The organism is Cohnella sp. GbtcB17, assembly GCF_019091135.1.
In the GTDB taxonomy this organism is placed as follows: domain Bacteria; phylum Bacillota; class Bacilli; order Paenibacillales; family Paenibacillaceae; genus Cohnella.
The window spans coordinates 1-26,919 of sequence record NZ_JAGXJW010000027.1 but is presented as its reverse complement, the minus strand read 5'-3'; the positions used below and the strand labels follow the sequence as shown (position 1 = coordinate 26,919).

16 protein-coding genes are annotated in these 26,919 nt (G+C 58.9%); 8 read left to right on the top strand and 8 right to left on the bottom strand.

The window, feature by feature from the left end; all coding sequences use genetic code 11:
• Positions 1 to 51: 51 nt before the first annotated feature.
• The 3 genes from KVT38_RS16090 to KVT38_RS16080 form a co-directional block, all read right to left on the bottom strand.
• Complete coding sequence (locus tag KVT38_RS16090) at positions 52 to 9,945, bottom strand: SdrD B-like domain-containing protein (protein WP_217594752.1); 9,894 nt, start codon at positions 9,943 to 9,945, stop codon at positions 52 to 54.
• 3 nt (positions 9,946 to 9,948) lie between these two features.
• Positions 9,949 to 10,611: a class D sortase gene (locus tag KVT38_RS16085; RefSeq protein ID WP_217594751.1), complete on the bottom strand. Its 663-nt coding sequence runs from the start codon at positions 10,609 to 10,611 to the stop codon at positions 9,949 to 9,951.
• Positions 10,612 to 10,817: 206 nt separating this feature from the next.
• The gene (locus tag KVT38_RS16080) at positions 10,818 to 11,969 is read right to left on the bottom strand and encodes a response regulator (RefSeq protein WP_217594750.1); all 1,152 of its coding nucleotides are present in this window, start codon (positions 11,967 to 11,969) and stop codon (positions 10,818 to 10,820) included.
• A gap of 153 nt (positions 11,970 to 12,122) precedes the next feature.
• Here KVT38_RS16080 and KVT38_RS16075 point away from each other — a divergent pair, with 153 nt between their 5' ends.
• Positions 12,123 to 13,145, top strand: a complete 1,023-nt coding sequence (locus KVT38_RS16075) for an LLM class flavin-dependent oxidoreductase (protein ID WP_217594749.1) — start codon at positions 12,123 to 12,125, stop codon at positions 13,143 to 13,145.
• Between the two features lie 321 nt (positions 13,146 to 13,466).
• Positions 13,467 to 14,891, top strand: coding sequence for a type I glutamate--ammonia ligase (gene glnA / locus KVT38_RS16070; protein ID WP_217594748.1), 1,425 nt, complete (start codon positions 13,467 to 13,469; stop codon positions 14,889 to 14,891).
• A gap of 54 nt (positions 14,892 to 14,945) precedes the next feature.
• Here glnA and thpR read toward each other — a convergent pair whose 3' ends face one another.
• Positions 14,946 to 15,581: an RNA 2',3'-cyclic phosphodiesterase gene (gene thpR / locus KVT38_RS16065; RefSeq protein ID WP_217594747.1), complete on the bottom strand. Its 636-nt coding sequence runs from the start codon at positions 15,579 to 15,581 to the stop codon at positions 14,946 to 14,948.
• A 126-nt stretch (positions 15,582 to 15,707) separates the two neighbouring features.
• On the opposite strand from thpR, the gene serC reads away from it, so the two are divergent.
• The 4 genes from serC (at position 15,708) to KVT38_RS16045 (ending at position 19,332) form a co-directional block, all read left to right on the top strand.
• Positions 15,708 to 16,796: a 3-phosphoserine/phosphohydroxythreonine transaminase gene (gene serC / locus KVT38_RS16060; RefSeq protein WP_217594746.1), complete on the top strand. Its 1,089-nt coding sequence runs from the start codon at positions 15,708 to 15,710 to the stop codon at positions 16,794 to 16,796.
• A 117-nt stretch (positions 16,797 to 16,913) separates the two neighbouring features.
• Positions 16,914 to 17,381: a tRNA (uridine(34)/cytosine(34)/5-carboxymethylaminomethyluridine(34)-2'-O)-methyltransferase TrmL gene (trmL, locus tag KVT38_RS16055; protein ID WP_217594745.1), complete on the top strand. Its 468-nt coding sequence runs from the start codon at positions 16,914 to 16,916 to the stop codon at positions 17,379 to 17,381.
• A 159-nt stretch (positions 17,382 to 17,540) separates the two neighbouring features.
• Positions 17,541 to 17,783 carry an AbrB/MazE/SpoVT family DNA-binding domain-containing protein gene (locus KVT38_RS16050; protein ID WP_217594744.1) on the top strand — a complete coding sequence of 81 codons (243 nt, stop codon included), beginning with the start codon at positions 17,541 to 17,543 and terminating at the stop codon, positions 17,781 to 17,783.
• A gap of 427 nt (positions 17,784 to 18,210) precedes the next feature.
• Positions 18,211 to 19,332, top strand: coding sequence for an aminotransferase class I/II-fold pyridoxal phosphate-dependent enzyme (locus KVT38_RS16045; protein WP_217594743.1), 1,122 nt, complete (start codon positions 18,211 to 18,213; stop codon positions 19,330 to 19,332).
• A 2-nt stretch (positions 19,333 to 19,334) separates the two neighbouring features.
• On the opposite strand, the gene KVT38_RS16040 is transcribed toward KVT38_RS16045, so the two are convergent.
• Together KVT38_RS16040 and KVT38_RS16035 are read right to left on the bottom strand one after the other, a co-directional pair.
• Positions 19,335 to 19,643: a Rieske (2Fe-2S) protein gene (locus KVT38_RS16040; protein WP_217594742.1), complete on the bottom strand. Its 309-nt coding sequence runs from the start codon at positions 19,641 to 19,643 to the stop codon at positions 19,335 to 19,337.
• Positions 19,640 to 20,707, bottom strand: a complete 1,068-nt coding sequence (locus tag KVT38_RS16035) for a DUF2161 family putative PD-(D/E)XK-type phosphodiesterase (RefSeq protein ID WP_217594741.1) — start codon at positions 20,705 to 20,707, stop codon at positions 19,640 to 19,642. The genes KVT38_RS16040 and KVT38_RS16035 overlap by 4 nt, the downstream gene beginning before the upstream one ends.
• A gap of 169 nt (positions 20,708 to 20,876) precedes the next feature.
• Here KVT38_RS16035 and KVT38_RS16030 point away from each other — a divergent pair, with 169 nt between their 5' ends.
• Positions 20,877 to 22,772 (top strand): PrkA family serine protein kinase, encoded by a 1,896-nt coding sequence (locus KVT38_RS16030; RefSeq protein WP_217594740.1) that lies wholly within the window; start codon positions 20,877 to 20,879, stop codon positions 22,770 to 22,772.
• 415 nt (positions 22,773 to 23,187) lie between these two features.
• On the opposite strand, the gene KVT38_RS16025 is transcribed toward KVT38_RS16030, so the two are convergent.
• Entirely contained in the window at positions 23,188 to 23,964 is a 777-nt protein-coding gene (locus tag KVT38_RS16025; RefSeq protein WP_217594739.1) for a DNA-binding response regulator, read from the bottom strand.
• Positions 23,965 to 24,176: 212 nt separating this feature from the next.
• Here KVT38_RS16025 and KVT38_RS16020 point away from each other — a divergent pair, with 212 nt between their 5' ends.
• The gene (locus tag KVT38_RS16020) at positions 24,177 to 25,523 is read left to right on the top strand and encodes an MATE family efflux transporter (protein WP_217594738.1); all 1,347 of its coding nucleotides are present in this window, start codon (positions 24,177 to 24,179) and stop codon (positions 25,521 to 25,523) included.
• Positions 25,524 to 26,552: 1,029 nt separating this feature from the next.
• On the opposite strand, the gene KVT38_RS16015 is transcribed toward KVT38_RS16020, so the two are convergent.
• Positions 26,553 to 26,919 (bottom strand): SDR family oxidoreductase (locus KVT38_RS16015; RefSeq protein WP_217594737.1); only part of this gene is annotated, 367 nt, incomplete at its 5' end.

Here is a 26,919-nt window from a genome sequence, read left to right as displayed (position 1 = left end):
CGCTGGCGCAACTGCAACGCGCCGGCGGGCTTTGACGATCATTATACTTTTTTAAAGCGTGCGCTTCGGCTTGCGATTGCGAAACCGGATGCCGAGCAGGATCAGCGAGGCTGCGATCAGGCCGTAACCGACGTAAGGATAGATCGGCGCGGTCTCGCCGGTCTTCGGCAGCTGTCCGCTGCCGGAAGCCGAGCCGTTGCCGGAGGAGCCGGATGCGGAGCCGTTAGAGCCGCTGTCAATGCCGCCGTCCTCGCTTCCGCCGTCTCCGTCTGTGTTGCCGCTGCCCGAGTTGTTGCCGCCGGTTTGTCCGCCGCCTTGGCTAGGATTGCCCGAGCCAGGGTTGGCGTTGTCGCCGTTGTCGGTGCCGGTATCGCCGTCGTCTTCGCCGTCAGGCGTCTGCGGCTCGTCCTTCTTGAGGACAAGGCCTGCATCCACTGTCAGGTCGCTCGCGCCAGGCTGGAGCGAGACGACGCCCGTGCGGCCGTCGGGGCCGACGTCGGAGTCGGTGTCGCCCTTGGCGCCCGCGGCATGCGTGGCCGTCCATGCATAGCCGTTCGGAAGCTTGAAGCTCAAGCGGTAAGAGCCAGGTGCCAAATCTTTGAACGCGTAGTAACCAGGCTTGCCGCCGGCGTCATTGCCGGTGATCTGCAAAGCGATCTCATTGCCGTCCGCGTCGAAGAGGGACACCTCCACGCCGTTCAGGCCGATTTCGCCTGCGTCCTGCTTGCCGTTCGAATTGGCGTCGATCCAGACGTAGTCGCCGATGGAGGACAGCGGGACGAGGCCTGCATCGATCGTCTTGTCGTGCACGCCGGCGATCAGAGAGACGACCGGGGTCTTGCCGAGCAAGTCCGCGTTCGAATCTTTGCTGCGGTCTGCGCCTTGCGCGGACTTCGTGAATTGATAGCCCGTCGGCAAAATGAATTTAACCGAATAATCTTCCGGATTGAGGCCGGTGAAGGCGTAATATCCGGGTTGGCCGGACGCGTCGTTGGCCGTGACCTTGGTCGCGACCAGCGCGCCAACGCGATTGTACAGCTCGACGGTGACGCCGTTTAATCCCGTTTCGTTTTCATCCTGCAGGCCGTCGCCGTTCACGTCGATCCATACGCGGTCGCCGAGACCGGCCGGGATGATGGCGGGAACCGGGAAGAAGCCGGCGTCGATATCATCGTTGTATTCGCCCGGCGCCAGCGTGACGGCTTCCGTATCGCCTTCGATGCCGGCGTCGGAGTCCTGCGCCGCGTCTGGCGTGGCGCGCTTGGTCGTGAACAACTGACCGTCCGGGATGTAAAATTTGATTTTGTACGTATCCGGCATCAGGCCATCGAATTTGTAGTGGCCAGGTTTGCCGGCAAGGTCGGCGGTTGTCGTCGTCTTCAGCACGTTGCCAAGGGCGTCGAGCAGCTCGACCTTCAGTCCGTTGCGGCCTTTCTCGTCAGGACCCTGGATCCCGTTCGAGTCCGCGTCTTCCCAGACATAATCGCCTATCGCAGCCGGCAAAACGATGCCTGCGTCGATGCTCAGGTCGTCTTGACCGGCCGTAAGCTTGATGATGCCGGTCGTGCCGGTCGCATCCGCGTTGGAGTCATTGTCCGTCGTGTACCCTGTACCCGTGACCAGGCTCTTAGTGAACAAATAGCCTGCCGGCAGATCGAAGCGTACCTTGTAGTCGCCGGGATACAAGTTCGTAAACAGGTAATGACCCGAAGCGTCCGTGACGGTCGTCACCGGCGTTCCGCCGCTTTGGACAGGCGTTCCGTCGGCTAGAAGCAGGCGCACCGTGACGTCGGCAGCCACTGTGTCCGCAGACTCGCCGTCCTGCTGACCGATCGCGCCGAGGTCGACCCAAAGCTTGTCGCCAAGGTTGACGAGCTTGATCAAGCCTGCATCAAGCGTCGAGTTGACGTCCCCGGAAGACAGCGTTACGGCAGCCGTGCGTCCGCCTTCGTTCGCATTGGCATCGGAATCCAAGTGATCAAGCGCTCCTGCATCCTGCGATGTGAACACGTAGCCGGCAGGAAGGTCGAAGGAGACCCGGTAGTCGCCAGGCAGCAGTTGCTCGAACAAGTATTTGCCGTCCGCATCCGTCGTCGTCGTGACAGGCGAGCCGTTGCTCATGACCGGCGAACCGGCGCCGTCTAGCAAGCGAACGGTTACGCCCGACACACCGGTCTCTCCGGCATCTTGAATACCGTTCAGATTGCGGTCCATCCACACATAATCGCCGAGCGCGGTCAGCTTGACAAGACCTGCGTCAGTATCTACGTCGTTCTCTCCCGGACTGAGGGAGACGATCGCAGAGCGGCCCGTCGTCGTGTCGGCGTCGGAATCGTTCGCCGCGGTACTGCCCGTCGCGTTCTTTTTAGCGAATATATAGTCGGCAGGCAGATCGAATTGAACGATATAGTCGTCCGGAACGAGCTTGTTAAAGCTGTAACGGCCCAACATATTTGTCGTCGTCGTGACAGGCGAGCCGCCTTTCATGACCGGGTTGCCCGCCGCATCGAGCAGTCGGACCGTGACGCCCGCCAAACTCTTTTCGAGCGCGTCCTGAATGCCGTTGTCGTTCCCGTCTTCCCAGACGTAATCGCCGAGAGAAGCAAGCTCGACAAGCCCCGCATCGATCGTCAAGTCATTCTGTTCGGAAACGAGCGTGACGGCTTCGCTGAAACCAAAGTTATTGCCGGAAGCATCGTCGTCTGCGTTCGAATCGATCAGGCGATCGGAACCGGACAGGGCATGCGTGAACATGTATTCGTCGCTCGGCAGAACGAATTGAACGACGTAATCGCCGGGCCACAAGTTGGTAAACAAGTATGCGCCGTTCGCGTCCGTCACCGCCGTGTTGAGGGCGGCCGTCCGGTCGGATGCGTCGTAAAGCTTAACGGTGACGCCTGCGACGCCAGGCTCGCCTCCGTCTTGAATGCCGTCGAAATCGCGGTCGTTCCATACGAAGTTGCCCAGCGAGGCGAGATTTACGATACCGGCGTCAACGTCGGTCCGCTGCTGGCCGATCGCAAGTGTAACGATATCGGTAAGGCCGGCATCCGAATCCGAATTCGAAGCGTCGGAATCCGTCGCGGCTGTGCCTCGACCCGGAATCGTAAACTTGTAACCGGTCGGAAGATCGCTGAATTTCACCTTGTAATCGCCAGCGGACAAGTTAATGAACTTGTACTTGCCGTCGGCATCCGTCAATTGCGGGTCCACGTCGACGCCATAGGCATCGTGCACCGGCGTGCCGTCCTCGTTCAGCAACTCGACTGTAACGCCGCTCTTGCCCGGCTCGCTGGCATCCTGCACGCCGTCGCCGTTGATGTCGTGCCATACGTAATCGCCCAGCGAGGCGAGCGTGTGTACGCCGGCGTCGATCGTCATGTCGTTCTCGCCTGCGGACAAGGTCGTCTCCGCGAGACCAATCGAGCCGTTGCCTTGCTTGATCGCGTCGGAATCGAGCGCGTCATCGCCGCCTTGATTCGGATGTACGAACCAGTAGCCGGTCGGCAGCGTGAATTTGACCGCATAATTGCCCGGAAGCAGGTTGTCGAACTTGTAAAGTCCGGTCGCATCCGTCGTGACCGGAGCGATGGCGGCGCCGTAAGCGTCGGTCGTTACCGGATCGCCTGCGTCATCCAGCAGTTGGACCAGAACGCCGGCCACGCCTTCTTCTACGGAATCTTGCACATTGTCGCCGTCCGCGTCGAGCCAGACTTTATCGCCCACGGATGCGAGCTCTACAAGACCTGCATCGAGCGTTCGGTTTACGTCGCCAGAGGACAGCGTAACGGCATCCGTGCGTCCGCCGTCGCTCGCATCGGCATCGGAGTCCGCGGTATCGACCGAGCCCGCGTCCTGCGAAGTGAACACGTAGCCGGCCGGGAGGTCGAAGGAGACCCGGTAAGCGCCAGGCTGCAGCTGTTCGAACAAGTACTGGCCGTCCACATCCGTCGTTGTCGTGATCGGCACGCCACCGCTCAGGATAGGCGAACCGGATCCGTCAAGCAAGCGGACCGTTACGCCCGCCACGCCGCTTTCGCCGGCGTCCTGAATGCCATTCAGGTTGCGATCCATCCATACGTAGTCGCCGAGCGCGGTCAATTTGACGAGACCCGCGTCGGTGCCGACATCGTTCTCTCCCGGGCTGAGCGAGACAACTGCAGTGCGGCCTGTCGCAGCGTCGGCATCGGAATCGTTAGCCGCGGTGCTGCCCGCTGCGTTCTTTTTCGCGAAAATATAGTTGGTCGGCGGGTCGAATTGAACGATGTAGTCGCCCGGTATGAGCTTGTCGAAGTTGTAAATACCGTTTAAGTCGGTTGTCGCGACGAGCGGTGCGCCGCCCCTCATGATCGGATTGCCGGAGCTGTCCAGCAGGTGGACCGTGACGCCGGCAAAGCTTTTTTCGAGAGCGTCCTGAATGCCGTTGTCGTTCCCGTCTTCCCAGACGTAATCGCCGAGAGAAGCGAGCTCGACAAGCCCTGCGTCGATCGTCAAGTCGTCCTGATCGGAAACGAGCGTGACTGGTTGGCTGAAGCCGAAGCTCGTGCCGGATGCGTCGTCGTCCGCGTTCGAATCGATCAGGCGATCGGGGCCGGAGAGGGCATGTGTGAACATGTACTCGTCGCTCGGCAGGATGAATTGAACGACGTAATCGCCTGGCCACAGGTTGGCAAACAGATATTTTCCGTCCGCATCCGTAGCGGTTGTTCCAATCGCCGTCGTCAGATCGGCAGCGTCGTACAGCTTGACGGTGACGCCTTCGACGCCGGGCTCGCCTCCGTCCTGAATGCCGTCGAAGTCGCGGTCGCTCCATACGAAGTCACCCAGCGACACGCGGTCCACGATACCGGCGTCGACGTCGGTGCGCTGCTGACCGATGGTGAGCGTCACCGTATCGGTCAGACCCAGGTTCGCATCCAAAGGCGAAGCGTCGGAATCCTTCGCAGCGGTCCCTTGACCCTTGCCGGTAAACTTAAAGCCGGTCGGAAGATTACTGAATTTGACCTTATAATTGCCTGCGGACAAGTTCACGAACTTGTACTTGCCGTCGGCATCCGTCGTTTGAGAAGCAACGAGAATGTCGTAAGCATCCTTTGCCGGCGAGCCGTTCTCGTTCAGCAGCTCGACCTTGATGCCGCTCTTGCCCGGCTCGCCTTCATCCTGCACGCCGTCACCGTTGAGGTCGTGCCATACGAAATCTCCGAGCGAAGCGAGCGTGTGCACGCCTGCGTCGATCGTCATGTCGTGCTCGCCGGTAGACAGGTTCGTCTCAGCGAGCCCGATCAGGCTATCCGGCGCCGGTTGCTTGATCGCATCGGAGTCGAGCGCGTCGTTGCTGCCAATATCCGGCTGCACGAACCAGTAGCCGGTCGGCAGCGTGAACTTCACCGTATAATCGCCGGCAGGCAGGTTATCGAATTTGTAAAGTCCATCCGAGCCCGTCGTTTTGGTTGTGATTGTCGTTCCATAGGCGTCGTCCGTTACCGGATCACCTAAGCCGTCCAGCAGTTGGACTTGAACGCCGGTCACGCCGTTTTCTCCGGCATCCTGCACATTGTCGCCGTCCGCGTCGAGCCATACCTTGTCGCCGACAGAGGCGAGCTCAATGAGTCCGGCGTCGATGGTCATGTCGTCGAGGGTATTCAGGGTGAACGTGTCCGTGCTTGCTTTGGTATTTGAAGGGCTCGGCACGTTCACGTTCGAATCTTTACCGGAATCTGCTCCTTGTTCTTTTAGCGTAAACAGGTAGCCGTTGCCCCGCTCAAATTCAACCTTATAGTCGCCAGGATAAAGATTCGCAAATTTATACGAGCCGTCTGCGGCCGTCGTAGCCGACCGATAATTCGCCGTCATTGGCGTCGAACTGTTGCCGTCATGATCGAAAGAAAGGACGACCTTGACGCCGCTCACACCTGGCTCTCCTGCGTCTTGGATGCCGTCTTCATTTTTGTCGTTCCAGACGTAGTCGCCGAGGGCGACCAGTTTGACCAGACCGGCATCGATTTTAAGGTCCTCGCTACCAGGCACTAGTACTGTATCGAACGTGTCCGTCTGGCCGGAAGTTTGCAATGTCTGCCCATTGTTGGCCGAACGGTTGACGTCAGAGTCAGAAGCGACGCTTCCTTGACCTTTGCGCGTAAACCCATAGGCTGGAGGCAGATCGAATTGAACTTTGTATTTTCGCGGCAATAGATCCTTGAACAAATAATTGCCGTTAAGGTCGGTGTCGACCGTTACATCGGCACCGTTATTATCCTTGACCTTCGTTCCGTTCTCGGTCAGCAGGCTTACCTTAACGCCTTTGGATACCACGTCAAAGGGATCGTCTTGCACGCCGTTATAATTTGCGTCTACCCATACTTGATCGCCTAGCTTTACGGGAAGTACGTAGCCTGCGTCTACAGTCAGGTTGATCTCACCGAGCTGCAGCTGGATAACATCCGTGAAGCCAAGCGGCTTCGCATCGTCCTCCGTTGCGGCTGAGCCAAAGGATGCAGCACTCGCCAGATCGTATGCATTGGAATCCTTCGTTCGGTTGTTCCCTTGGCTTTTAAAAGTTAGCAGGGTCTTTTCATTCGTACTGTCGGAGTCCGTGTCATACAATTGTTCTGTTGGAAACTGTACTTTGTACTCGCCGGGCAGCAGACCGTCGAAACGATATAGGCCGCTTGCATCTGTCGTTTTCGTATCTTTGTTTTCCCACACGCCGGAATCGTTTTTCTTGAACAACTTGACCGTAACGCCTTCGATTCCGGGTTCGGACGCATCTTGCGTGCCGTTGCCATTTTTATCGTACCAGACATAGTCGCCTATCGCGCCGAGCGGTGGCTCGAGGCCCGCGTCGATCGAGATGTCGTCGGCGGTCAGGTGGATTGAACCGGTAATGACGGTCGGCGAGATGTCGTTGCCGCCGGGCAAGCCGACGTTGGAGTCCAGGTTCGCATCGCCGACGTTTATTTTAGTCCAGGCATTAAAATGATTGGCCGCGTTCGAATAAGCGTCGGAACCGCTGCCGTATTTATAATCCTCCGGCAAGACGGTCGGCATAGTAAAGCGGACCTTGTAATCCCCGGCGCCGAGAGAGTCGCTTGCCGGCAGTTCGGGGAACAGGTAATAGCCGGGCTTGCCGTCGGCATCGGGACCGGTCACCGTCGTGACGGGGACTTGAACTGTATTGCCGTCGTCTTTGAACGTCTTCGTGAATACGGAATCGTCGGCCGCATTCAGCAATTCGACCTTGACACCGTTAATTCCCTGCTCATCCGGGTCTTGCACGCCGTCCTTGTCGAGGTCGGCCCACACATAGTTGCCGAGCGACACCTTGTCAGAAGAAGGCGGATTGATGTGCACGCCGACCTTCGGCGGCTCTGCCGGCAAAAGGGGATCGTGATTATCCTTTGCTTGGGCCTGGTGGGCGAACGAGTTCCAGGCAATTACGTTCTGGGTCGTGCCGAGCGGCGCTCTCATCGACCAAATAATCGGAATAGAAGCCCCAGGCGCAAGCGAGAACGTCGGATCGAACGCGAACTTGAGCGCCGTAACGGTAGTCAGATCGTCCGGTGCCGTGGTACTCCAAGACGTCGACGAATTGTCGATCTTCGCATGCGCGTCCGTGCTGTAATATACCGTGTAGTCCTTGCCCGTGTCGTCCAGCGGCTCCGTCAATACCGTACCCCACTGGGAACCGCGCGAGCCGAGCAACGCGCCTTCATCGCCGATGCGAGGTAGCGTATCGACGACGACGATATGGTCTACATCGATGTTGGAGTTGTTTTTGACGGTCAGCTTGTAGTCGACGCGTCCGCCGGCGACCGTATTCGCAAGCTTGTCGCATGCTGTGTTGCCGAACGTACAACCATCGGGGAAGGCGCCTTCCTTCCAGTCGTCGTCCAGCTCGCCGCGCACCCGCTTGTAGGAGCCAAGCTCGGTTACACGATTGACTGTGTATTCGGCGGAGTCAGCTACATATGAATCATCATGTTGGCCGTCGCCGTCCAGATCGTCGACGTCCGTTTTCAGATCAAAGAAGTAGTCATTAAAGTAGGGATCGGTGTCGGTAGTCAGCGCAGCCTGATTGATATAATTTCCAGGCGGCGCATACTCGTCGATTTTCGCTTTAATGCGAACTGTGAATGCAGTGTTCTTCTGCATCGTGCCCGAGAAGTTCCACTTTAGCGTCGTCTTGCCCGTGGAAATATCCTTCGCGACAGTAGGAGTAACGCTATTCAAAGTCGCAGTTGGAATGTCGGTTGAATTGTCCTTGATATCAAAAGAATCATACGTCGAATACTTCGGCAATATATCGATCAAAATTGGATTTTGGAAGATATCGCTCGAGTACTCGGTATTCGATACTTTAAGATCGAATTCAACATATTTGGGTGCAGAGGCACTGGAGGGAACGAGAGCCCCGCCGGTCGTCAGTGTTTTGTCGAGCCGCACGAGCGGCCGGTTCTCCCAGACATGCACAGTCGCGCTGTCGGCAGCGCTCTTCGGCACGGAATCAAACAAGTAGTCGACTCGTGCCGTGTTTTCCACCATCTTGCCATTGCTGATCGCCGTGCCGCTGCCAAGCGTGTAGGTCATGACAAAATTGGTCGTTTGACTGAACGAGACGGGAAGCGAGCTCGCGAATCGGAACTGTACGCCCATCACATGCTCGCCGCCGGCAAGAGGAAGCGAAGAAACGGCAAGTTTCTCGGATGTTTCCGGACTGACCGACTTCCAGTATTTCCAGTCCGCAGGTGTAGCGGTTGTCGTGTAGTATACCGCATAGCTCACGCTTGCATCATGAAAGGTCGCGGTATCGATCTCCTTGAGATCAAATTGTACGGGCGTATTGTCCGTGTACGTCGTCGGCGTCATATCGGTAATGACGGCATCCTCGAGCGTGCTGTTCGAACGATTGCGGAATCCGCCGATGTAGAATTTGACGTCTTGGCCGAAGGAGATTTCTTGCTGGCGCGTTTCGACGTCTTTAAAGAAGCCGCCCTGGCCGGTGTCCGTCTTCGTCGTCGTAAAGAAGTGGTCAACGCTGGCGCCAGTTGAACGCAAAGATTTTCCCAGAGGATTATAAGTGACATCAGCCTTGTTGGTTACTTTGATAGCGGGATCTATATCCGCTGGATATCGGACAGTGACGTAATATATCGTATCCTGAGAAAGCGTCCCCGCCGGCTTCCAGGTGACGATGCCGGATTCGCCCGGATTCGGCGCGGAATCCGGTGCAGGGGAGGCCGACACAAACTCGGCTTCATCAGGCAGCGTATCCGTCAAGACGACATTTTCGATATCCAACACACCGATATCGGTATTCGATTTATTATTGTCGAACAAAATTTGATATTGGACTTCTCCGCCTGCAAGCGGATCCGGAATCGGCGAGATGCGCTCTTTTTTCAAAACCCAATCCGCATCTGCATGGGCCATTACCGTGACATCGTTGGAAGACTCCAATTCGTCCGTCGGATTGCCGTCGGCGTCGGGTCCATAAATGACGGCAGCCGTTGTCGTCGAAGTGTTGTCCAGCGTCGTATGCGCCGTATACTTTGCGTTGACTTGGAGCTTGTACGAAGTTCCCGCCGCCGGGCCGCCGTCGCTCGACGATTTAAAGCGAAATTCAATATTGTTTCCATTCTCGACTGGATCGCTTGCTAGGATCGAAAGCGGAATCGAACCCGCAAATTCGACGCCAACCGGCAGCGGGAGCACAAGCTTCAGATTTTCGCTGCCGATCGAGCTGTGTACGAGACCGGAAAAGCTGAAATTAATCGTGTACGTAAAAACACGGCCGGAGTCGACCGAAGATACATCGGACGTCATGCTCAACAAAATGCCGTTTGTTGGGTCGCTGTCCGCGTTCGCGTCCGGCTCGGGCAGCCACGATCGGCTCCACAGCAGTCCGAAGACGAGCGTGACCGCTAAAAAGGATTTGAAAATCTTCATCTCTTACATGTCTCCTGTTCCTTCGATATTGTTGATGAGAACGGCATGGACAATCAGGCGCTGCGTCGGATTTTTGCGAGGATGGCAGGTGATGAGCGTCAACTCGGAGACGCCGCCCGAATTGTCCAGCACCGACAAGTCGCCAGGCTCCACGATCTTGATGTCGGTTACGCGATATGTAGAGCGGCCGATCGAGGTGTCAACGTTCACGACGTCGCCGACGACCGCTTCGCCTAAGCGATTGAAGTGCCTGCCGCGGGTGAGGCTCCGATGCCCGGCGAGCACGAAATTGCCCGGCTCGCCGGGCAGCTTGCCTTCGACAACCGTCCCGGCACCTCGCTTCAAAGCGGCCGCATCCGATCCGTATACGATCGGCTGGCTAATGCCGATCCGGTTGATCGAGACCGTGCCGAGCACCTTGGCGCCGTCGATGTCCTGCCATTGAGGCAGCCGCTTGGCGTTCGCAGTCGCGGCCGCCGGCGTATCGGCAGCGGGCGTCTGCGTGGCGGCCAACTGAGCGGTCCAGGCCGCCAGCAGGCGAAGCTCGCGTTCATCCTCGCGCTGCTCGGCGAAACGCGGATATATTACGAGCGCGACGCCCGCGGCCAACAGGAAAATCGCCGTCAAGGTCAACAGGGGGTTGCCGCGCTTCGGCGTTTGTTTCACATCAATCCGTTCCTCCTTATTGGAAGTTTAATTTCCATACCAGCGAACAGTGTAAAATACAAAACTCTACAAAAACTGAACAATTGCGCGTTCAGGAAAAAAGAAACCGACAACGTCCAAAGTTCAAGGACGTTGCCGGTTTTTCACAATCCCAATTTAGGGGTGGAGGGCGAGACGCGCGTGCCGCCTAGCGATTCGCGAAGCCGTCAAGGATGGAGAGTCGGAGCGGGCTGATCGGGACGGCGGCCGGCATACCAGGCCGCGATATCCGCGGCGGGCGGTTGCCCGTACTGCTCTTCGCTCATTTTGACGAGCAGCGTATATTGCTGATCGACCATGCTGTTTTCTCCGAGTGCGGCATGGAGCTTCATGATCTGGAAGCAGACCTCTTCGGAATAAGGAAAACGCGCCTGCACCCGGTACAGCCAATCCAGCCCATGCTCCGGCATGCCGTGCTCCTCCAGCAGGGAGGCCAGCCTGAGGGCGTACCGGTACCAAAGTATGCGCAGTCTGCGGCGCTCGGCGTCCGCCCACTCGTAATCCTGCTCCTCCAGATAATCGCCGGTAAACGCGTCGAGCCACGCTTCGTAATGCTGCAGCTGATCCGGCGAATTGTCGTCGTTCGTCGGCATGCGCCGTTCCCATTCGTCGACGTCGATCACAATGTCGTCGGTGACGAGCTCATAGCCGGCTTTTGTATTCTGGATGCGGATGCCGATGCCGGCGGCGTCGATGGACTTGCGCAGCTGGTAGACCGTCGTATAAAGGAGGGCATAGCTGCGCTCGGGCGCAAGCTCGGGCCACAGCAGCTCGATCAGCGTATCCTTGCGCGTCTGCTGGCCCCGCCGGTGGAGCAAATAGGCGAACAGCTCCTGCGCTTTGTTCGTCCGCCAAGCTAGCTGCGACGGGGGCGAACCGTATTCGACGGACAGGGAACGAAAGCACCGGATGGTCGCATCCACGCCGGCCGCAGCGGCGTTAGCCGTCGCCGCTACAGCCGTCGCCGCGCTCTCGAGCCGTTGGAGTGTCTGCGCCAGCCGCGGCAGCAGCACGGGCTTAAGCAGGTAGTCGAGCGCATTGACCTCGAACGCTCGCAGAGCATACTCCTGGTAAGCGGTCACGAAGACGATCCGGACGCCGGGTTGCGCTTCCTGAAAGTGAAAGGCGGCTTCAAGACCGTTCATGACGGGCATGTCGATATCGAGAAATACGACGTTCGGCTCCAGGGCGCCAAGCGCGTCCAGCGCTTCCCTGGCGTTGCCGAATTTGCCGCAGATCTCGATCCCGCCGAGTTTTTTGAGCTGTCTTTCCATATCGTTCAGTGCCAGAGGTTCGTCATCGACGATTATGCATTTCAATTCGATCCCGCCTCGTTTTTGATGCCGGCGCAGACAACGATTCGCCATTTTTCTACATTATATCGAAATTGGCGGCAAAATGGGGACTTCAAAGCATAAATTCTGCGCTTCGCACGTTCCGCGTACATATAGGTAGAGAGAGGTGATCGCCGAATGTTGAAGCTGGGCGTACTGGATCAATCCCCCGTGCTTGGCGGGGGAGATGCCGCGCAAGCGCTTCGGGATACGATCGAGCTGGCGAAGCTCGCCGAACGGCTCGGTTATTCGCGGTTCTGGGTGTCGGAGCATCATAACGCGAAGGGACTTGCCGGCTCTTCGCCCGAGGTGCTCCTCGCCGCGCTGGGGGCCTGCACCTCGCATATCCGCATCGGTTCGGGAGGCGTGCTGCTGCCGCATTACAGCCCGTACAAGGTCGCCGAAAACTTCAGAGTGCTCGAAGGCTTGTATCCGGGAAGGGTCGATCTCGGCATCGGCCGGGCGCCGGGCGGCATGCCGCTCGTATCGTTGGCGATGGGCAGGGAAGCCGGCAAGGATAAAGAAGCGGGCTTCGTCAACTCGCTGCAGGAGCTTGCGGCCTATTTGAACATCGGGCCTCCGCTTGCGTCCGGCCATCCGTTGGCCGGCCTGGCGGCAACGCCCGATGTCGCTACGCGCCCCGAGGCTTGGCTTCTAGGCTCCAGCGCCCATAGCGCGCAGGTCGCATCGGCGATGGGGTCCGGGTTCGCGTTCGCTCATTTTATCAACGGGCAAGGCGGGCAAGCCGCCGCGCGCGAGTACAGGCGGCGGTTCAGGCCGGGACCGCTCGGCGCGACGCCCCGCGTCGCGGTGTGCGTGTTCGTCGTCTGTATGGAAGACGACGCGAGCGCCGAGCGGGAAGCGGCATCGCTGGATCTGCGGCTGCTGCGGAACGATAAAGGCGAATACGGCCTTCCGGTGCCGGGTCGCGAGGAGGCGCTCGCCTACGCGTACAGCGCCTGGGACCGGGCGAGAATCGCGGAAAACAGAAAGCGGATGATCGTAGGCGGCCCCGAGCGCACCGAGCGATCGCTTTATGCGCTTGCCGCGAGCTATGGCGCCGACGAGATCATCGTCAATTGCATCACCGAAGACGCGGCGTCCCGGGCAGCCAGCATCGAACGCGTCGCCGGCTTGCTCCGCAGACGGCTCGCCACTTAAAAAAGCGCTGGGTCCGGCATTGGCGGATATCGATAAGAATCGCGCGGAAGCCGGACGTTCGGATTTTCCCGCGCCGGTCGGTCGAGGCGGTGCCGGGACCGTCCCGCCGCCCGCCGGACGCGGGATTTCCTCCCCGCCGCGCCGCGGATTTGCGGTATGTCAAAAGTGTTAACATACCTCACACTTCCACAAAAAATACCTTACATAAGTATTGACGCTCTTCTAGCAATAAATTTATAATAGCGACAGAGTTCAGGTGAAAAGTTGAACGTTGTTTCGTTTTACAAGACCTAATGTTCGGAAATGGGGAGGAAATTCGAAATGTCTGCACAAAACGTTTTGGATCTCATCAAGGAAAAAAATATCGAGTTCGTGGATTTCCGGTTCGTCGATCTGGCCGGCCGCGCTCACCACATCACGCTGCCCGCGACGGAAGTCGACGAAGATACCTTCGTTAACGGCGTAGCGTTCGACGGTTCTTCGATCACCGGCTTCCGCGGCATCGAACAATCCGACATGGTCATGATGCCCGACACCGAGTCGGTCTACGTGGATCCGTTCACCGCTCACGCGACGCTGATCGTCATGTCCAACATTTACACGCCTGATGGCGAGCGTTATGACCGCGACCCGCGTTCGATCGCACACAAGGCTGAAGAATTCCTCCAACAATCCGGCGTCGGTACGACCGCATTTTTCGCGCCTGAGTCCGAGTTCTTCATCTTCGACGACGTTCGTTACGAGAGCACGATGAACTCTTCCTCCTTCTTCGTCGATTCCGAAGAAGCGGCTTGGAACACGAACCGCAAGGAAGAGGGCGGCAACCTGGCGTTCAAGGTAGGCGTCAAGGGCGGTTATGTGCCTGTCGCACCGGTCGACTCCCAGCAAGACATCCGCAGCGAGATGGTCCGCCTGATGCAAGAATCCGGACTGCGCGTCGAGCGTCACCACCACGAAGTGGCGACGGCCGGCCAAGCGGAGATCAACTTCCGCTTCGACACGCTGACCAAGACTGCCGACAACCTGATGAAGTACAAATATATCGTACACAATGTAGCGCGCCAATACGGCAAGGTCGCAACGTTCATGCCGAAGCCGCTGTTCGGCGACAACGGATCGGGCATGCACGTGCACACGTCGATCTTCAACGAAGGCGAGCCGCTCTTCTATGAGAAGGGCGCATACGCGAACCTGAGCGAGCTTGCACTGAACTACATCGGCGGCATCCTGTACCATGCGCCTGCGCTGATCGCGATCACGAACCCGTCGACGAACTCGTTCAAGCGTCTGGTTCCTGGCTACGAAGCACCGGTTAACCTCGTGTTCTCCGCCGGCAACCGCTCCGCTGCCGTCCGTATTCCGGTCGCTGCCGTTACGCCGAAGGGCTGCCGCATCGAGTTCCGTACGCCGGACTCCACGGCGAACCCGTACCTGGCGTTCGCAGCGATGCTGATGGCCGGCCTCGACGGCATCAAGCGCAAGATCGATCCGCGCGCGCTTGGCTACGGTCCGTTCGACAAGAACATCTACGAGCTGTCCGACGAAGAGAAGGCAGAGATCCGCAGCGTACCGGGCAACCTGGACGAAGCGCTGGACGCTCTCGAAGCGGACTTCGAGTTCCTGACCGAAGGCGGCGTCTTCACGAAGGAATTCATCGACAACTACGTCGACGTGAAGCGTGCCGAAGCGAAGGCTGTAGCGATCCGCATTCACCCGCACGAATACGGCCTCTACTTCGATTGCTAATCGAAACGAATTTTAACGAAAAGCTCCCGCGAGGGAGCTTTTCTTGCGTATGGCTCAGCTTTGTCCGGAGAGCGGAATCGAATCAAGCCGTTCGTAGGAAGGCGATCGTCCGAGATGGGAACGGAAGATCGTGATCGCGCTTGCCGGCCAGACGGCGCTCAGCCCTTCTTCGCGGACAGTCGAAGAACGCCACAGCTCTTGAATCGCGCTTTTGGCGCAGCGGTCTCCTTCGCAGCCTCGGGCGAGCGTAATGTGGGGATGGTAGGGCCTGGCCTCCGGCTCATAGCCGATCCGCTCCCGGAGCCGTTCGCCGAGCAGCAAGTGCAGCTGATGCAGCGGAGACAGCGCCGGGTCCGCTTCGTCGGAGCCCGCGACGGCGTTGTCGTCGTTCGTCTCATCGATGCCGCACCAGAGTACGCGCGGCGCCGCCGGCGGCCCGAACGTGCCCGGGGAGGCGAGCGACAGCCGAATCGGATCGGCCATTCCTGCAGCCTCCTGCGCCGCCAGCCGAATGGCAGGCAGCTGGTCCTGCGGCGTATTGCCCAGGTAATGAAGCGTAATATGGTAATCGGCCGAATGCGTCCACTTGCGGAACGACAGCGACGGCTTCATGCCGGATGCGATGCGACCCAATGCGCCTTCAACCGTTTCGGGCAGAGCGATTCCTAGAAAAAGACGAAGATTCTCCATTATTTCCTCCATAATAGTTCGGGAATTTTGAGTTTTGCCATCCTTTTGTCCTTTAAAGCGGTTGAACACCGGGGGCAGCTTTGTTATGATGTTTGAAGATGAAACGACTACAAGGTGGGAATTGAAATGTCCAATCGTGCCTACAATTTTAACGCGGGTCCGGCCGCTTTGCCTTTAGAGGTTTTGCAGCAGGCTCAGGAGCAATTCGTCGATTTTGAAAACAGCGGCATGTCGCTGATGGAAATGTCCCACCGCGGCGCCATTTACGAACGGGTACATAACGAGACGGAGCGGCTCGTGCGGGAGCTGATGGGCGTACCCGACAACTACAAGGTGCTGCTCGTCCAGGGCGGCGCCAGTACACAGTTCGCGGCAGTGCCGATGAACCTGCTCAAGGCCGACAAGATCGCCGCTTACGTCGCGACGGGCAGCTGGGCGACCAAGGCGATCAAGGAAGCGAAGCTGTTCGGCGAGGTCGCGATCGCGGCTTCCTCCGAAGCCGACGCTTATAAGCGGATTCCGTCCCCGGGCGAGCTTAACGTGCCGGGCAACGCCGCTTATGTCCACCTGACGTCGAACGAGACGATCGAAGGGACGCAGTGGGCAGAATATCCGGATACCGGCGAGATTCCACTCGTGGCTGACATGTCCAGCGATATTTTGTGCCGCCCGGTCGACGTCTCGCGTTTCGGCCTTATTTATGCCGGCGCGCAGAAAAATCTGGGACCGTCAGGCGTCACGATCGTCATCGTCCGCGACGATCTGGTCGCCGCGCCGTCGATGACCGTGCCGACGATGCTTCGCTACGATACGCACGCCAAGAGCGGCTCTCTGTATAATACCCCGCCTTCGTTCGCTATCTACATGGCCAACCTGGTACTGAACTGGGTGAAGGCACAGGGAGGCGCTGCAGGCGTGGAGCGTCTGAACAAGGAAAAAGCGGGCCTGATCTATTCGGCGATCGACGCAAGCGGCGGCTTCTATAAGGGCTTTGCGAATCCCGACAGCCGCTCCATCATGAACGTCACGTTCCGATTGGGCAGCGAAGAACTCGAGAAGAAGTTCGTGAAGGATTCCGAAGCCGCAGGCTTCGTCGGACTTAAGGGCCATCGGGACGTCGGCGGATTGCGCGCATCGATTTACAACGCCGTGCCGCTGGGCAGCGTCAAGGCGCTGGTAGATTTTATGGGCGAATTCGCCCGCACCAACGGTTAGGATCGTCCGGCTGCAGCCGATGCATGCATAGCAGGCCGGAATGGCTCAACCGCGGCGTCCGCCGCGGTTTTTTCGCTTCGTCGAACCGTTTATCGCGCAAAGGAGGAGGGCAACCGAATGCCTTTTCATATCGTGCTCGTCGAGCCCGAAATTCCCGCCAATACCGGTAATATCGCCCGCACCTGCGCCGCCACCGGCACGCATCTTCATCTGGTGCGCCCGCTCGGCTTTTCGACCGACGACAAGGTGCTGAAGCGCGCGGGCCTCGATTATTGGTACGCCGTCGACATTACTTATTACGATTCGTTTAACGAGGTCAGAAGCGCATTTCCGCAGGGCAGGTTCTTCTATGCCAGCACGCGCAGCTCGCGCCGTTATAGCGAGATGGCCTATAAGGACGGGGACCTGTTCGTCTTCGGCAAAGAAACGAAGGGCTTGCCGCAGGCGCTGCTCGACGAAAATCCCGGACAAAGCATACGCATGCCGATGACCGATAAAGTCCGGTCGCTTAATCTCGCCAACTCGGCCGCGATTGTCGTGTATGAGGCGCTCAGGCAGACGGGGTTTGCCGGCTTGGAAGGCTAATACCCTAATAAATTCGACATAAATCGGCAAGATTCTTGCATTATTTTAAGCAAAATCAATTTTTTGCAGGGATTGTCGAGGAAGTTAGCGAACCTAAGGTTATGACTTGAGCAACAACCGTACTTGTTATGAATAACGAAGGAATGGGAGAGGACTGCTTTGAAGCCTGCTGGTGTCGTAAGAAAAGTGGACCAACTCGGCCGGATCGTGCTGCCGAAATCGCTGCGGAAGCGTTATCAGATGAATGAAGGTGATCCTGTAGAAATTCTCGTGCAGGGCGATCATATTATTCTGGAGCGTTATCGTCCGCGGTGCGTGTTCTGTTCGTCCATGGAGAACGTCACCGAATACAAGGAACGCCATGTGTGCGGCGTTTGTATGACGGAAATGAACGCGATTTAATTAGCCCTTTCACGACTTATAACAAGAGCCTTTCCGAACGGCGCGCTAAGCCGTCCCGGAAACGGCTCTTATTCGTTAAAAGACCCCCAGGACGGCCCGCTCGCGCGGGATAGTCTTGGGGGTCTTGCCGCTTCGCGAAGCTTGAGGCGGGCGGACTGTCCGAATCGTGGATCAAAGACCTTTAGTCTTGTCCTCGTTGTATGCGGCAGTCAGCATCGCCGTGATGAACATCGCGAATACAAGCATGACGATCCAGAACTTGTCGCTCATACCCAGAAACATGTTCGACACCTCCACTAAACTTCCTCTATTATAACCAAGCACGCCCAAAAAGAAAACGCAAAAAACGGCGCAGGCGCCGCATACACTGTATCGTGGGCAAAACGCCCGGCGCGCGAGCGCCCGGAAGCGATTGGAGATGGGGGCCATGATCAACTGGATGGGCGGCTGGCCTGCGGAAGGCTTGCTAGCGGAAGCCGAATGGCAGGAAAAGCGCCAGACGTCATCCGTCGCAGCGGCGGAAGCGATTGCGGACAGACTCCGCCGATTGGAGACGGAAAAACGGCTCGCTTCGCTTGTAGGGTCGGGCCAGCTCGGACCGTATTGGCGTCCTGCGGACGACCCTGGACAATGGCTCCTTACGGATGACGCGGACGAAGCGCTCAGACTGGCGACGAAGGCGGTGCTGAAGCCGGGCGACGCGATCCTGGTCGAGCGGCCGACAAGCCGCACGGCGCTGCAGCTGTTCGCCCGGGCCGGTGCCGCTGCATTCGAGGTGCAGGGCAGCGGCGAGGGCATGGATCCCGAAGCGCTGGCGCATGCGATCGCCGCCTTCAAGCCGCGCGCCGTCTATGTATCGTTGACTTGCTCGGATCCGGCGGGCTGCAGGTGGAGCGACGAGCGGCGAGCGGCGCTGCTGCGATCGTGCGCGCAAGCCGGCGTCGCGCTGATTCTCGACGAGCGGCAGAGCTTGACTTGCGACTGGACGAAAAACCTGGCGGAAGAAGCGGAGACGGGACCGACGGCGGTCATCGGCGGCTTGCCGTCCGGACTCGTATCGGGCATGCGGCTCGGATGGCTTCAATGGACCGGGTGGGAGGCTGCGGGCGAAGCATTCTTGCCCGTCCCTTCCGCGAAGAGGCCGGACCGCGAGCGGGAAGCGCTCGAAGATCGCGAGGCGCTGCTTCGCTATTGGAGCGAATCGTCGCCGATTCCCGCGCTCGAGACGTTAAGGTTCATCTACCGGACGCGCCACGCGCTGCTGGCTGAGCGAATCGAGCAGGCGGGAATTCCGGGTCTCGTCTGCAAGCGGCCCGAGGCGGGAAGCCACGCCTGGCTGAAGCTGCCGGACGGACTCGAAGGCGAGCCGCTGCTGAAGGCGGCATGGCTGGAGGGCGTGCTGTTCCAGCCGGGCGCCGGGTACTATGCCGCGGCGGCGAACCGCTCGCGGCTGCGGCTGACGCCGGTCCATTCGGACGAAAGGGAAATTTCGGAGGGTGTCAAGCGGTTGTGCCAGACGATCAAGTCCTTTACGGGAAGATCGATCTAAGCTCAATAATCGGCGCCGCTCGCGTACAATTGGCCGTCTACGAGCTCCACGTTGCGACGCATGAGACGTTCGTCGCCGCGGTTCGTACATTCGCCGGAGCGGCCGTCGAAAGTCCAGTAATGGAGCGGACAGTAAAAATCGCCGTCGGCGAGCAACACCTCTCCGCCGGCATGCGGGCAAAAGGCGAGCAGAAGAACGATCGTGCCGTCCGCCTCTTGCGTCAGCCAGTATGGCTTGCCGTCCAGCTCGATGGACAGGGGCGCATCGGTCAGCATGTCGGCGGGTCCGAGCGGAATGCGGGAATCGGTCATGTTTGGTGCAACTCCTCTATATAATAGGTAGCCATATCGGCCGCTTCGTCGTCTACGGTGTCGCCGCCGTTGGCATTGTCATAGGCGATGTCAGAAAAGGCGGTGTCGTTGTAGGCGGTGTCCTCTTTGGCGGTATCGTCATCGGCGGCATGAAGGGTGTTGGCCTCGGCTTCGGAGGCTACTTCGGCTTCGACTTCGGCTTCGGCGCGGACGGCGGCAGCTGCCGCCCACGGAAAGCGGGTCGTCCAATAGGACACCGCTTCGGCGTATTCATCCAGCGCGGCAAGCCCGACCGGCGTCAATGCATACAGTCCGCGTCCGGCCTTGGCGAACCAGCCGTAATAATTGCTGCGCAGCAGCTGTCCCGGATCGGCGACGCCCGTCAGGGCGCCGACCTCCCGCGGCGCGAGCGCCGTCGCATTCGCGCAGCGAAGCGCCAGCGCGCACTGAAGCGCGCGCTCCCGGTAGGCCGTCACGAGCTTGCGCTTCGTGCTGCCGCCGACATTGTAATCGCCGCTGCGTCCGGCGAATTCCTTGAGCAGCTTGGCGGTGCCTTTACGTCTGCCGCCGGAGCGGGCCGTAGGCACGGCGGCAGGCACGAACGGCGCTGCGACAGCCGTTGCCGCATAAGCCGCCGCGATGTTCTCGGCGACGGCGGCGGGGCCGCCCGCAGCCCGGATTCCTGTGTCCGGCGGACTGCCGATCTCGCACCATACCTCGATCACGGGCGGCTTCGTTTTATAAAAGGTCACCGACATAAAGCCGAGGGAGAGCCTGCGGCACAGATCCGAGATCTCTCCGAAGCGCTGGTTGTGCGCGCCTTTCTTGACGCGATTGCGCTCGACGGCCAGCCATACGGCGGCGCCCGTGCGCTGTCGCTCAAGACCCTGCAGCAGCAGCGCCAGCGTGAACGTTTTTTTCATCTCGACGATGACGGGCAGCGCGTCGCCTTCCCGGATCGCGACCAGGTCGCAGCCTTTAACCTCGGCCTTGACCTCGTAGCCTCTGGCCGTCCAGAACGCTTTCAGCGCAGGATACAATTCCGTCTCGTATTTGACCGCCACGCCGCTTCCCCCGATCGCCGCTTGATTCACACATTATAGCACGGTCATTTATTTTCATCCCGTTTTCGGGGCAAATTCGTCCACCCTCCCGCATAGGTATAGAGTACGTTGCGAAGACGATGAATGGTCACACCGATAGAGAGACGGAAGAGACAGGGAGGACAGCGGCATGGACATCTTCAAGCGGCTCGCCGAGTACCGGACTGCTAGCGAGAGGTTGACGTGGACGGGTACATTTCGCGATTATATCGAATTGCTCAAGGAAGACCCCGTTCCTGCGATGACCGCGCATTCCAGGGTATACGACATGATCGTCTCCCACGGTGTGGAAGAGCAGAACGGCGTGAAGAAGTACAAGTTTTTTGAAAACGACATTTACGGCCTCGATCGAACGCTCGAGCGGCTTGTCGAAGAGTATTTTCACTCGGCGGCGAGGCGGCTCGACGTCCGCAAGCGGATCCTCCTGCTCATGGGGCCGGTCAGCGGAGGCAAGTCCACGATCGTGACGCTGCTAAAAAGAGGGCTGGAGCAGTATTCGCGAACGGCAAGAGGCGCGGTGTTCGCGCTGCAGGGCTGCCCGATGCACGAGGAGCCGCTTCATCTGGTGCCGAACGAGCTTCGGCCGGACTTTGAGAAGGAGCTGAACGTCCGCATCGAGGGCAATCTCTGCCCGTCGTGCGCGCTCCGGCTGCGCAGCGATTACGGTGGGGACATCGAATCGTTCCCGGTCGAGCGCGTGTTTCTGTCCGAGGATACGCGCACCGGCATCGGCACGTTCAGCCCGTCCGACCCGAAGTCGCAGGATATTGCGGACTTGACGGGCAGCATCGATTTTTCGACCATTACCGAATACGGCTCGGAGTCCGACCCTCGCGCCTACCGCTTCGACGGCGAGCTGAACAAGGCGAACCGCGGCCTGATGGAGTTCCAGGAAATGCTGAAGTGCGACGAGAAATTCCTGTGGAATCTGCTCTCGCTGACGCAGGAGGGCAACTTCAAGGCGGGCCGGTTCGCGCTCATCAGCGCCGACGAGCTCATCGTGGCGCATACGAACGAATCCGAGTACAAGACGTTTATCGCCAACAAAAAAAACGAGGCGCTGCAGTCCCGGATGATTGTCATGCCCGTGCCGTACAATCTGCGCGTGAGCGACGAAGAGAAGATATACGCCAAGCTGATCGGCCAGTCCGACATGAGCCACATCCATATCGCCCCGCATGCACTGCGGGCCGCCGCCATCTTTAGCATCCTGACGCGCCTCAAGGAATCCAAGAAGCAGGGCATGGACCTGGTCAAAAAAATGCGGCTGTACGACGGCGAAGAGGTCGAAGGCTTCAAGGACGCCGACCTGAAGGAGATGCAAAACGAGTTCAACGACGAAGGCATGTCCGGCATCGACCCGCGCTACGTCATCAACCGCATCTCCAGCGCCCTGATCAAGCAGGACCAGGAGTACATCAACGCCCTCGACGTGCTGCGCGCGCTCAAGGACGGGCTCGACCAGCATCCTTCGATCACGAAGGAGGAGCGCGAACGCTACTTGGGCTTCATCTCCGTCGCGCGCAAGGAGTATGACGCACTTGCCAAGAAGGAGGTGCAGAAGGCGTTCGTCTATTCGTTCGAGGAATCGGCGCGCACGCTATTCGAGAACTACCTCGACAATATCGAAGCCTACTGCAACTGGCAGAAGATCAAGGACCCGCTAACCGGCGAGTCGATGGATCCCGACGAGCGTCTCATGCGTTCCATCGAAGAGCAAATCGGCATCTCCGAAAACGCGAAAAAGGCGTTCCGTGAGGAAATTCTGATCCGCATCTCCGCCTACTCGCGCAAAGGACGCAAGTTCGACTACAGCACGCACGAGCGTCTTCGCGAGGCGATCGAGAAGAAGCTGTTCGCCGACCTGAAGGATATCGTCAAGATCACCACCTCCACCAAGACGCCTGACGAAAATCAGCTCAAGCGCATCAACGAGGTCATCAATCGCCTCGTCGAGGAGCACGGCTACACGACCGCCAGCGCCAACGAGCTGCTGCGTTACGTGGGCAGCTTGCTGAATCGCTGACCGCTGGAAGCGAGAGCGGCCCGAACCCGCGCGCACGCGCCAAACCGCACAATTGCTGTGCGGTTTTTGGCGTTGCACAATGAGCGTAGACGCCACTACTCGCGAGCTAAAGTAAATCCGCCTCCTCGCCACTAACATGACGCTTTGATATAGCGCATTATTGCGCTATCTGCCCTTGTACCAGTAGATCCGCCTGCCCGATACTAACATGATGCTTTGATATAGCGCATTATTGCGCTATCTGCCCCCCGCACCAGAAGATCCGCCTGCCCGCCACTAACATGACGCTTTGATATAGCGCAAAATTGCGCTATCAGCCCCCTCACCAGTAGTTCCGCCTGACCACCACTAACATGCTGCAGTGATATAGCGCATTATTGCGCTATTCCCGTCCGAAGGCTGTTCGCAGTTAAACTTATAGAAAATGAAACGGAATTCGATCCCGGTTCAACGCGTATTTCCGGATTTTTCGGTGCTCGGCGTTTACGGGCGCAATGAAGTGTTTATCCACGAGCGATCTGAGATACTTATGAGTGGTATTCTTGCTGATTCCGACGGTTGACGCAACCTGGGAGGGCGCGAAATGCCCGGTAAACCTGCTCACGCAGGCAAGTATCCTTCGTTCGGTCGCACACAGTTGATTAAGGGGAGTGGGATGCTCTCCCCCCGCACTCCCCAGCATTTGCTGCAGCAGTTGCTGACATTGGCGCGGTTTGTCGCGGAGCATGAGGAAAGGGAATCGCAGGACCAGCCAGCGATCGAGCACGAGATAGTTCTGGCGCATGAGCTCGTCTTCGAAGTCGGCGGCGGAGATTTGGAGGCGATGCGGTCCCCGGCCGTCCAGTTCGATGGAGATGCGGAGGCCGTTCGTGAGGTAGACGAAGTCGATATAGCGGTAACCATCCCGGTAATCGACGATCTCGTATTCAGGAATAAGTCCTTTGAATGACCGAAATGCCGGCCACCATACGAATCGGAGAAAGTAGAGAGAAGCATGCGGCAAGCCGCCGGCCAACCTAGCGCGACCGCGGGGAGAAGACTTCCTGTACACTTCCTGCCACCAAGCTGCAAAGGCGGCTTCGAAGGCGAGCTGGTTCCGCTCATCCGACAGATCGGGGCGAAGCTCACTGGAACGTAATTGATCTAGCATAAACTTGGCCGCGGAAAGGCGCCTTTTTGCGAAGTTTTGCATGAAAATCCCCCTTAAAAATAAAAAATAGCCGCCCGCACCGCGAATCCGATGATTCGCAGCACGAACGGCATGTGCTTCACGCCTGTTTGAATCTAATGTAGCGCACCGAAGACGAATCCGCAAGCCCGCGAGCAGCCCATAAACCCCATTGACGAACCGCGATGCCTCATGCAGACTAAATGAACATCCGACAAAAAGAGGTTCAATTCATCATGCCATTATTCCGCAACTGGCTTCAAATCATGATGCTCGCGCTGCCGTCGCTGTTCGCGTTCGCCACGCAGACGGTTACCGGCACCGTCAACTTAATTATGGTCGGTCATCTGGGCATCGTCGTCATTGCCGTCGTCGGCGTCTCCAATATTATTATGTACAACGTGTTCGCGTTGTTCTCGGGCATCGGGCACACGGTCAACTACCTTGTCGCGCAAAATTACGGGGCGGGGGAGATGCGAAAGGGGATCGACCGGACTTATCTGGCGTTGACCGCGAGCGTAGGCATCGGTGCGCTGATCGTGCTGGCCGGGTGGCTGGCGAGCGACGGCGTGCTCGCGCTTACCGGCGGCTCCGACAACGTCGTGCGGACGGGCGCCGATTATTTGGAGCTGCGCTTTTACGCGATGGCGTTCGGTATTGTCAGCTTCGTGTTCCACGGCTTCTTCCGCGGCGTGGGCAATACGCGCATCTCGATGATCGTCGCGATCGTGTCCAATCTGATCATGATCGGCCTGACCTACGGATTCGTCAACGGCGAGCTGGGATTGCCGGAGCTAGGTGTCAAGGGCGCCGGATGGGCAATCCTCATCGGAGAGGCGATCCAGCTGCTGCTGTGCCTGATCGTATTCTACGGCCCGATGCACCGCAAGTTCGGCACGCGCTCGATTCCGAAGCCGGATTGGCGGGAGCTTAAGCTCGTCGCCCAGGAGAGCGGCAAGCTGGGGCTGATGGAATTTTCGATGAGCGTGTCCATGTACATCTTCACGATGTTCGTCGCGCGGATCGGGGACGCAGCGCTTGCGGCGAACGAGGTGGCGCTGAATGTCATGTCGTTCGGTTTCATGCCGGCGTTCGCCTTCGGCTCGACGGCGACGATCCTGGTCGGGCAGGAGATCGGTCGCGGCAAGCCGCTGCTCGCGCGCAAAGCCGGCACCGACACGGCGGTTCTGGGAAGCTTGTTCATCCTCCTGCTCGGGACGGCGGAGCTCATCTGGGCCGTCCCGATCGCTCGAATGTTCAGTGAAGATCCGCTCGTGTACGAGACGGCGGCGAATCTTATTAAAGTGTCTGCGTACTTGCAGATTTTCGACGCGCTGTACAACTTTTACGCTGGCGGGCTGCGGGGGATCGGCGATACGACCTTTCTGATGCGGGCTTCGCTGGCGCTCAGCTTCCTGCTGTTCGTGCCGCTTACGTTTTTGTTCGTTCAGGTAGCGGACTGGGGGAGCATGGGGGCGTGGCTATCGTTATATACGTTTCTGACGGTGCTCGGTACTACCGTGGCTGTACGCTATTACCGGACGGACTGGCATGCGGTGCGGCTGAAGGAAGCGCACGGTTGAATCGCCGCGGGCGACGCGCCGCCATGGCGGCCCAGGCGCTCACGGAATAGCGCAAAAACGCGCTATTCTAGTCTGCGCGCGGATGACGCGCCGCCATGGCGGCCCAGGCGCTCGCAGAATAGCGCAAAAACGCGCTATTCTATTGCGCGCGTGGATGACGCGCCGCCATCGCGGCCCAGGCGCTCACGGAATAGCGCAAAAACGCGCTATTCTATTGCGCGCGTGGATGACGCGCCGCCATGGCGGCCCAGGCGCTCACGGAATAGCGCAAAAACGCGCTATTCTAGTCTGCGCGCGGATGACGCGCCGCCAAGGCGGCCCAGGCGCTCACAGAATAGCGCAAAAACGCGCTATTCTAATCTGCGCATGGATGACGCATCGCCATCGCAGCACAGGCGCTCACAGAATAGCGCAAAAACGCGCTATTCTAATCTGCGCGCGGATGACGCATCGCCATCGCAGCACAGGCGCTCACAGAATAGCGCAAAAATGCGCTATTCTAATCTGCGCGTGGGAGGCGCACCGCCATCGCGGCACTGGTGCTCGCAGAATAGCGCAAAAACGCGCTATTCTAATCTGCGCGTGGTAGGCAAGCCGCCATCGCGGCACAGGCGCTCACAGAATAGCGCAAAAACGCGCTATTCTAGTCTGCGCGTGGATGACGCGCCGTCATCGCGGCACAGGCGCTCACGGAATAGCGCAAAAACGCGCTATTCTATTCAGCGCGCGGATGACGCGCCGCCATCGCGGCCCAGACGCTCACAGAATAGCGCAAAAACGCGCTATTCTAGTCTGCGCGTGGATGACGCGCCGCCATCGCGGCCCAGGCGCTCACAGAATAGCGCAAAAACGCGCTATTCTGCTCTGCGCGTGGATGACGCGCCACCGTCGCGCCTCAGGGAGCGCACAGAATAGCGCAAAAACGCGCTATTCTGATCTGCGCTTGGATGACGCGCCGCCATCGCGACCATATTAAACGGAAAAGCACCGCCCCCGGCAATCATGCGCCAAGTGCGGTGCTTTTTTACCTTAACCGTTAATGACAGTCCCCCCGTTGACGTGCAGCACTTGTCCCGTCACGTACGAGGAGTCCTCGCACGCGAGGTAGACATAAGCCGGCGCGAGCTCGTCGGGCTGTCCCGGCCGCTTCATCGGGCTGTCGGTGCCGAACTGCGCCACCTTCTGCTCGTCGAAGGTCGACGGGATAAGCGGTGTCCAGAGCGGCCCCGGCGCGACGGCGTTGACGCGAATGTCCTTTTCCACGACATTGCCCGACAGCGGGCGGGAGAAGGCGAAGATCGCGCCTTTGGTCGAGCTGAAGTCGAACAGCTGGGGGCTGCCGCGATAGGCGGGGATCGATGTTGGGTTAATGATCGTCGCGCCTTTTTTCAAATGC

Coding starts and splice junctions, on each gene's coding strand:
- glnA (WP_217594748.1), top strand. CDS start 13,467: ATGTCTGCACAAAACGTTTTGGATCTCATCAAGGAAAAAAATATCGAG.
- KVT38_RS16045 (WP_217594743.1), top strand. CDS start 18,211: ATGATCAACTGGATGGGCGGCTGGCCTGCGGAAGGCTTGCTAGCGGAA.
- trmL (WP_217594745.1), top strand. CDS start 16,914: ATGCCTTTTCATATCGTGCTCGTCGAGCCCGAAATTCCCGCCAATACC.
- KVT38_RS16030 (WP_217594740.1), top strand. CDS start 20,877: ATGGACATCTTCAAGCGGCTCGCCGAGTACCGGACTGCTAGCGAGAGG.
- KVT38_RS16040 (WP_217594742.1), bottom strand. CDS start 19,643: ATGACCGATTCCCGCATTCCGCTCGGACCCGCCGACATGCTGACCGAT.
- KVT38_RS16090 (WP_217594752.1), bottom strand. CDS start 9,945: ATGAAGATTTTCAAATCCTTTTTAGCGGTCACGCTCGTCTTCGGACTG.
- thpR (WP_217594747.1), bottom strand. CDS start 15,581: ATGGAGAATCTTCGTCTTTTTCTAGGAATCGCTCTGCCCGAAACGGTT.
- KVT38_RS16025 (WP_217594739.1), bottom strand. CDS start 23,964: ATGCAAAACTTCGCAAAAAGGCGCCTTTCCGCGGCCAAGTTTATGCTA.
- KVT38_RS16075 (WP_217594749.1), top strand. CDS start 12,123: ATGTTGAAGCTGGGCGTACTGGATCAATCCCCCGTGCTTGGCGGGGGA.
- serC (WP_217594746.1), top strand. CDS start 15,708: ATGTCCAATCGTGCCTACAATTTTAACGCGGGTCCGGCCGCTTTGCCT.
- KVT38_RS16020 (WP_217594738.1), top strand. CDS start 24,177: ATGCCATTATTCCGCAACTGGCTTCAAATCATGATGCTCGCGCTGCCG.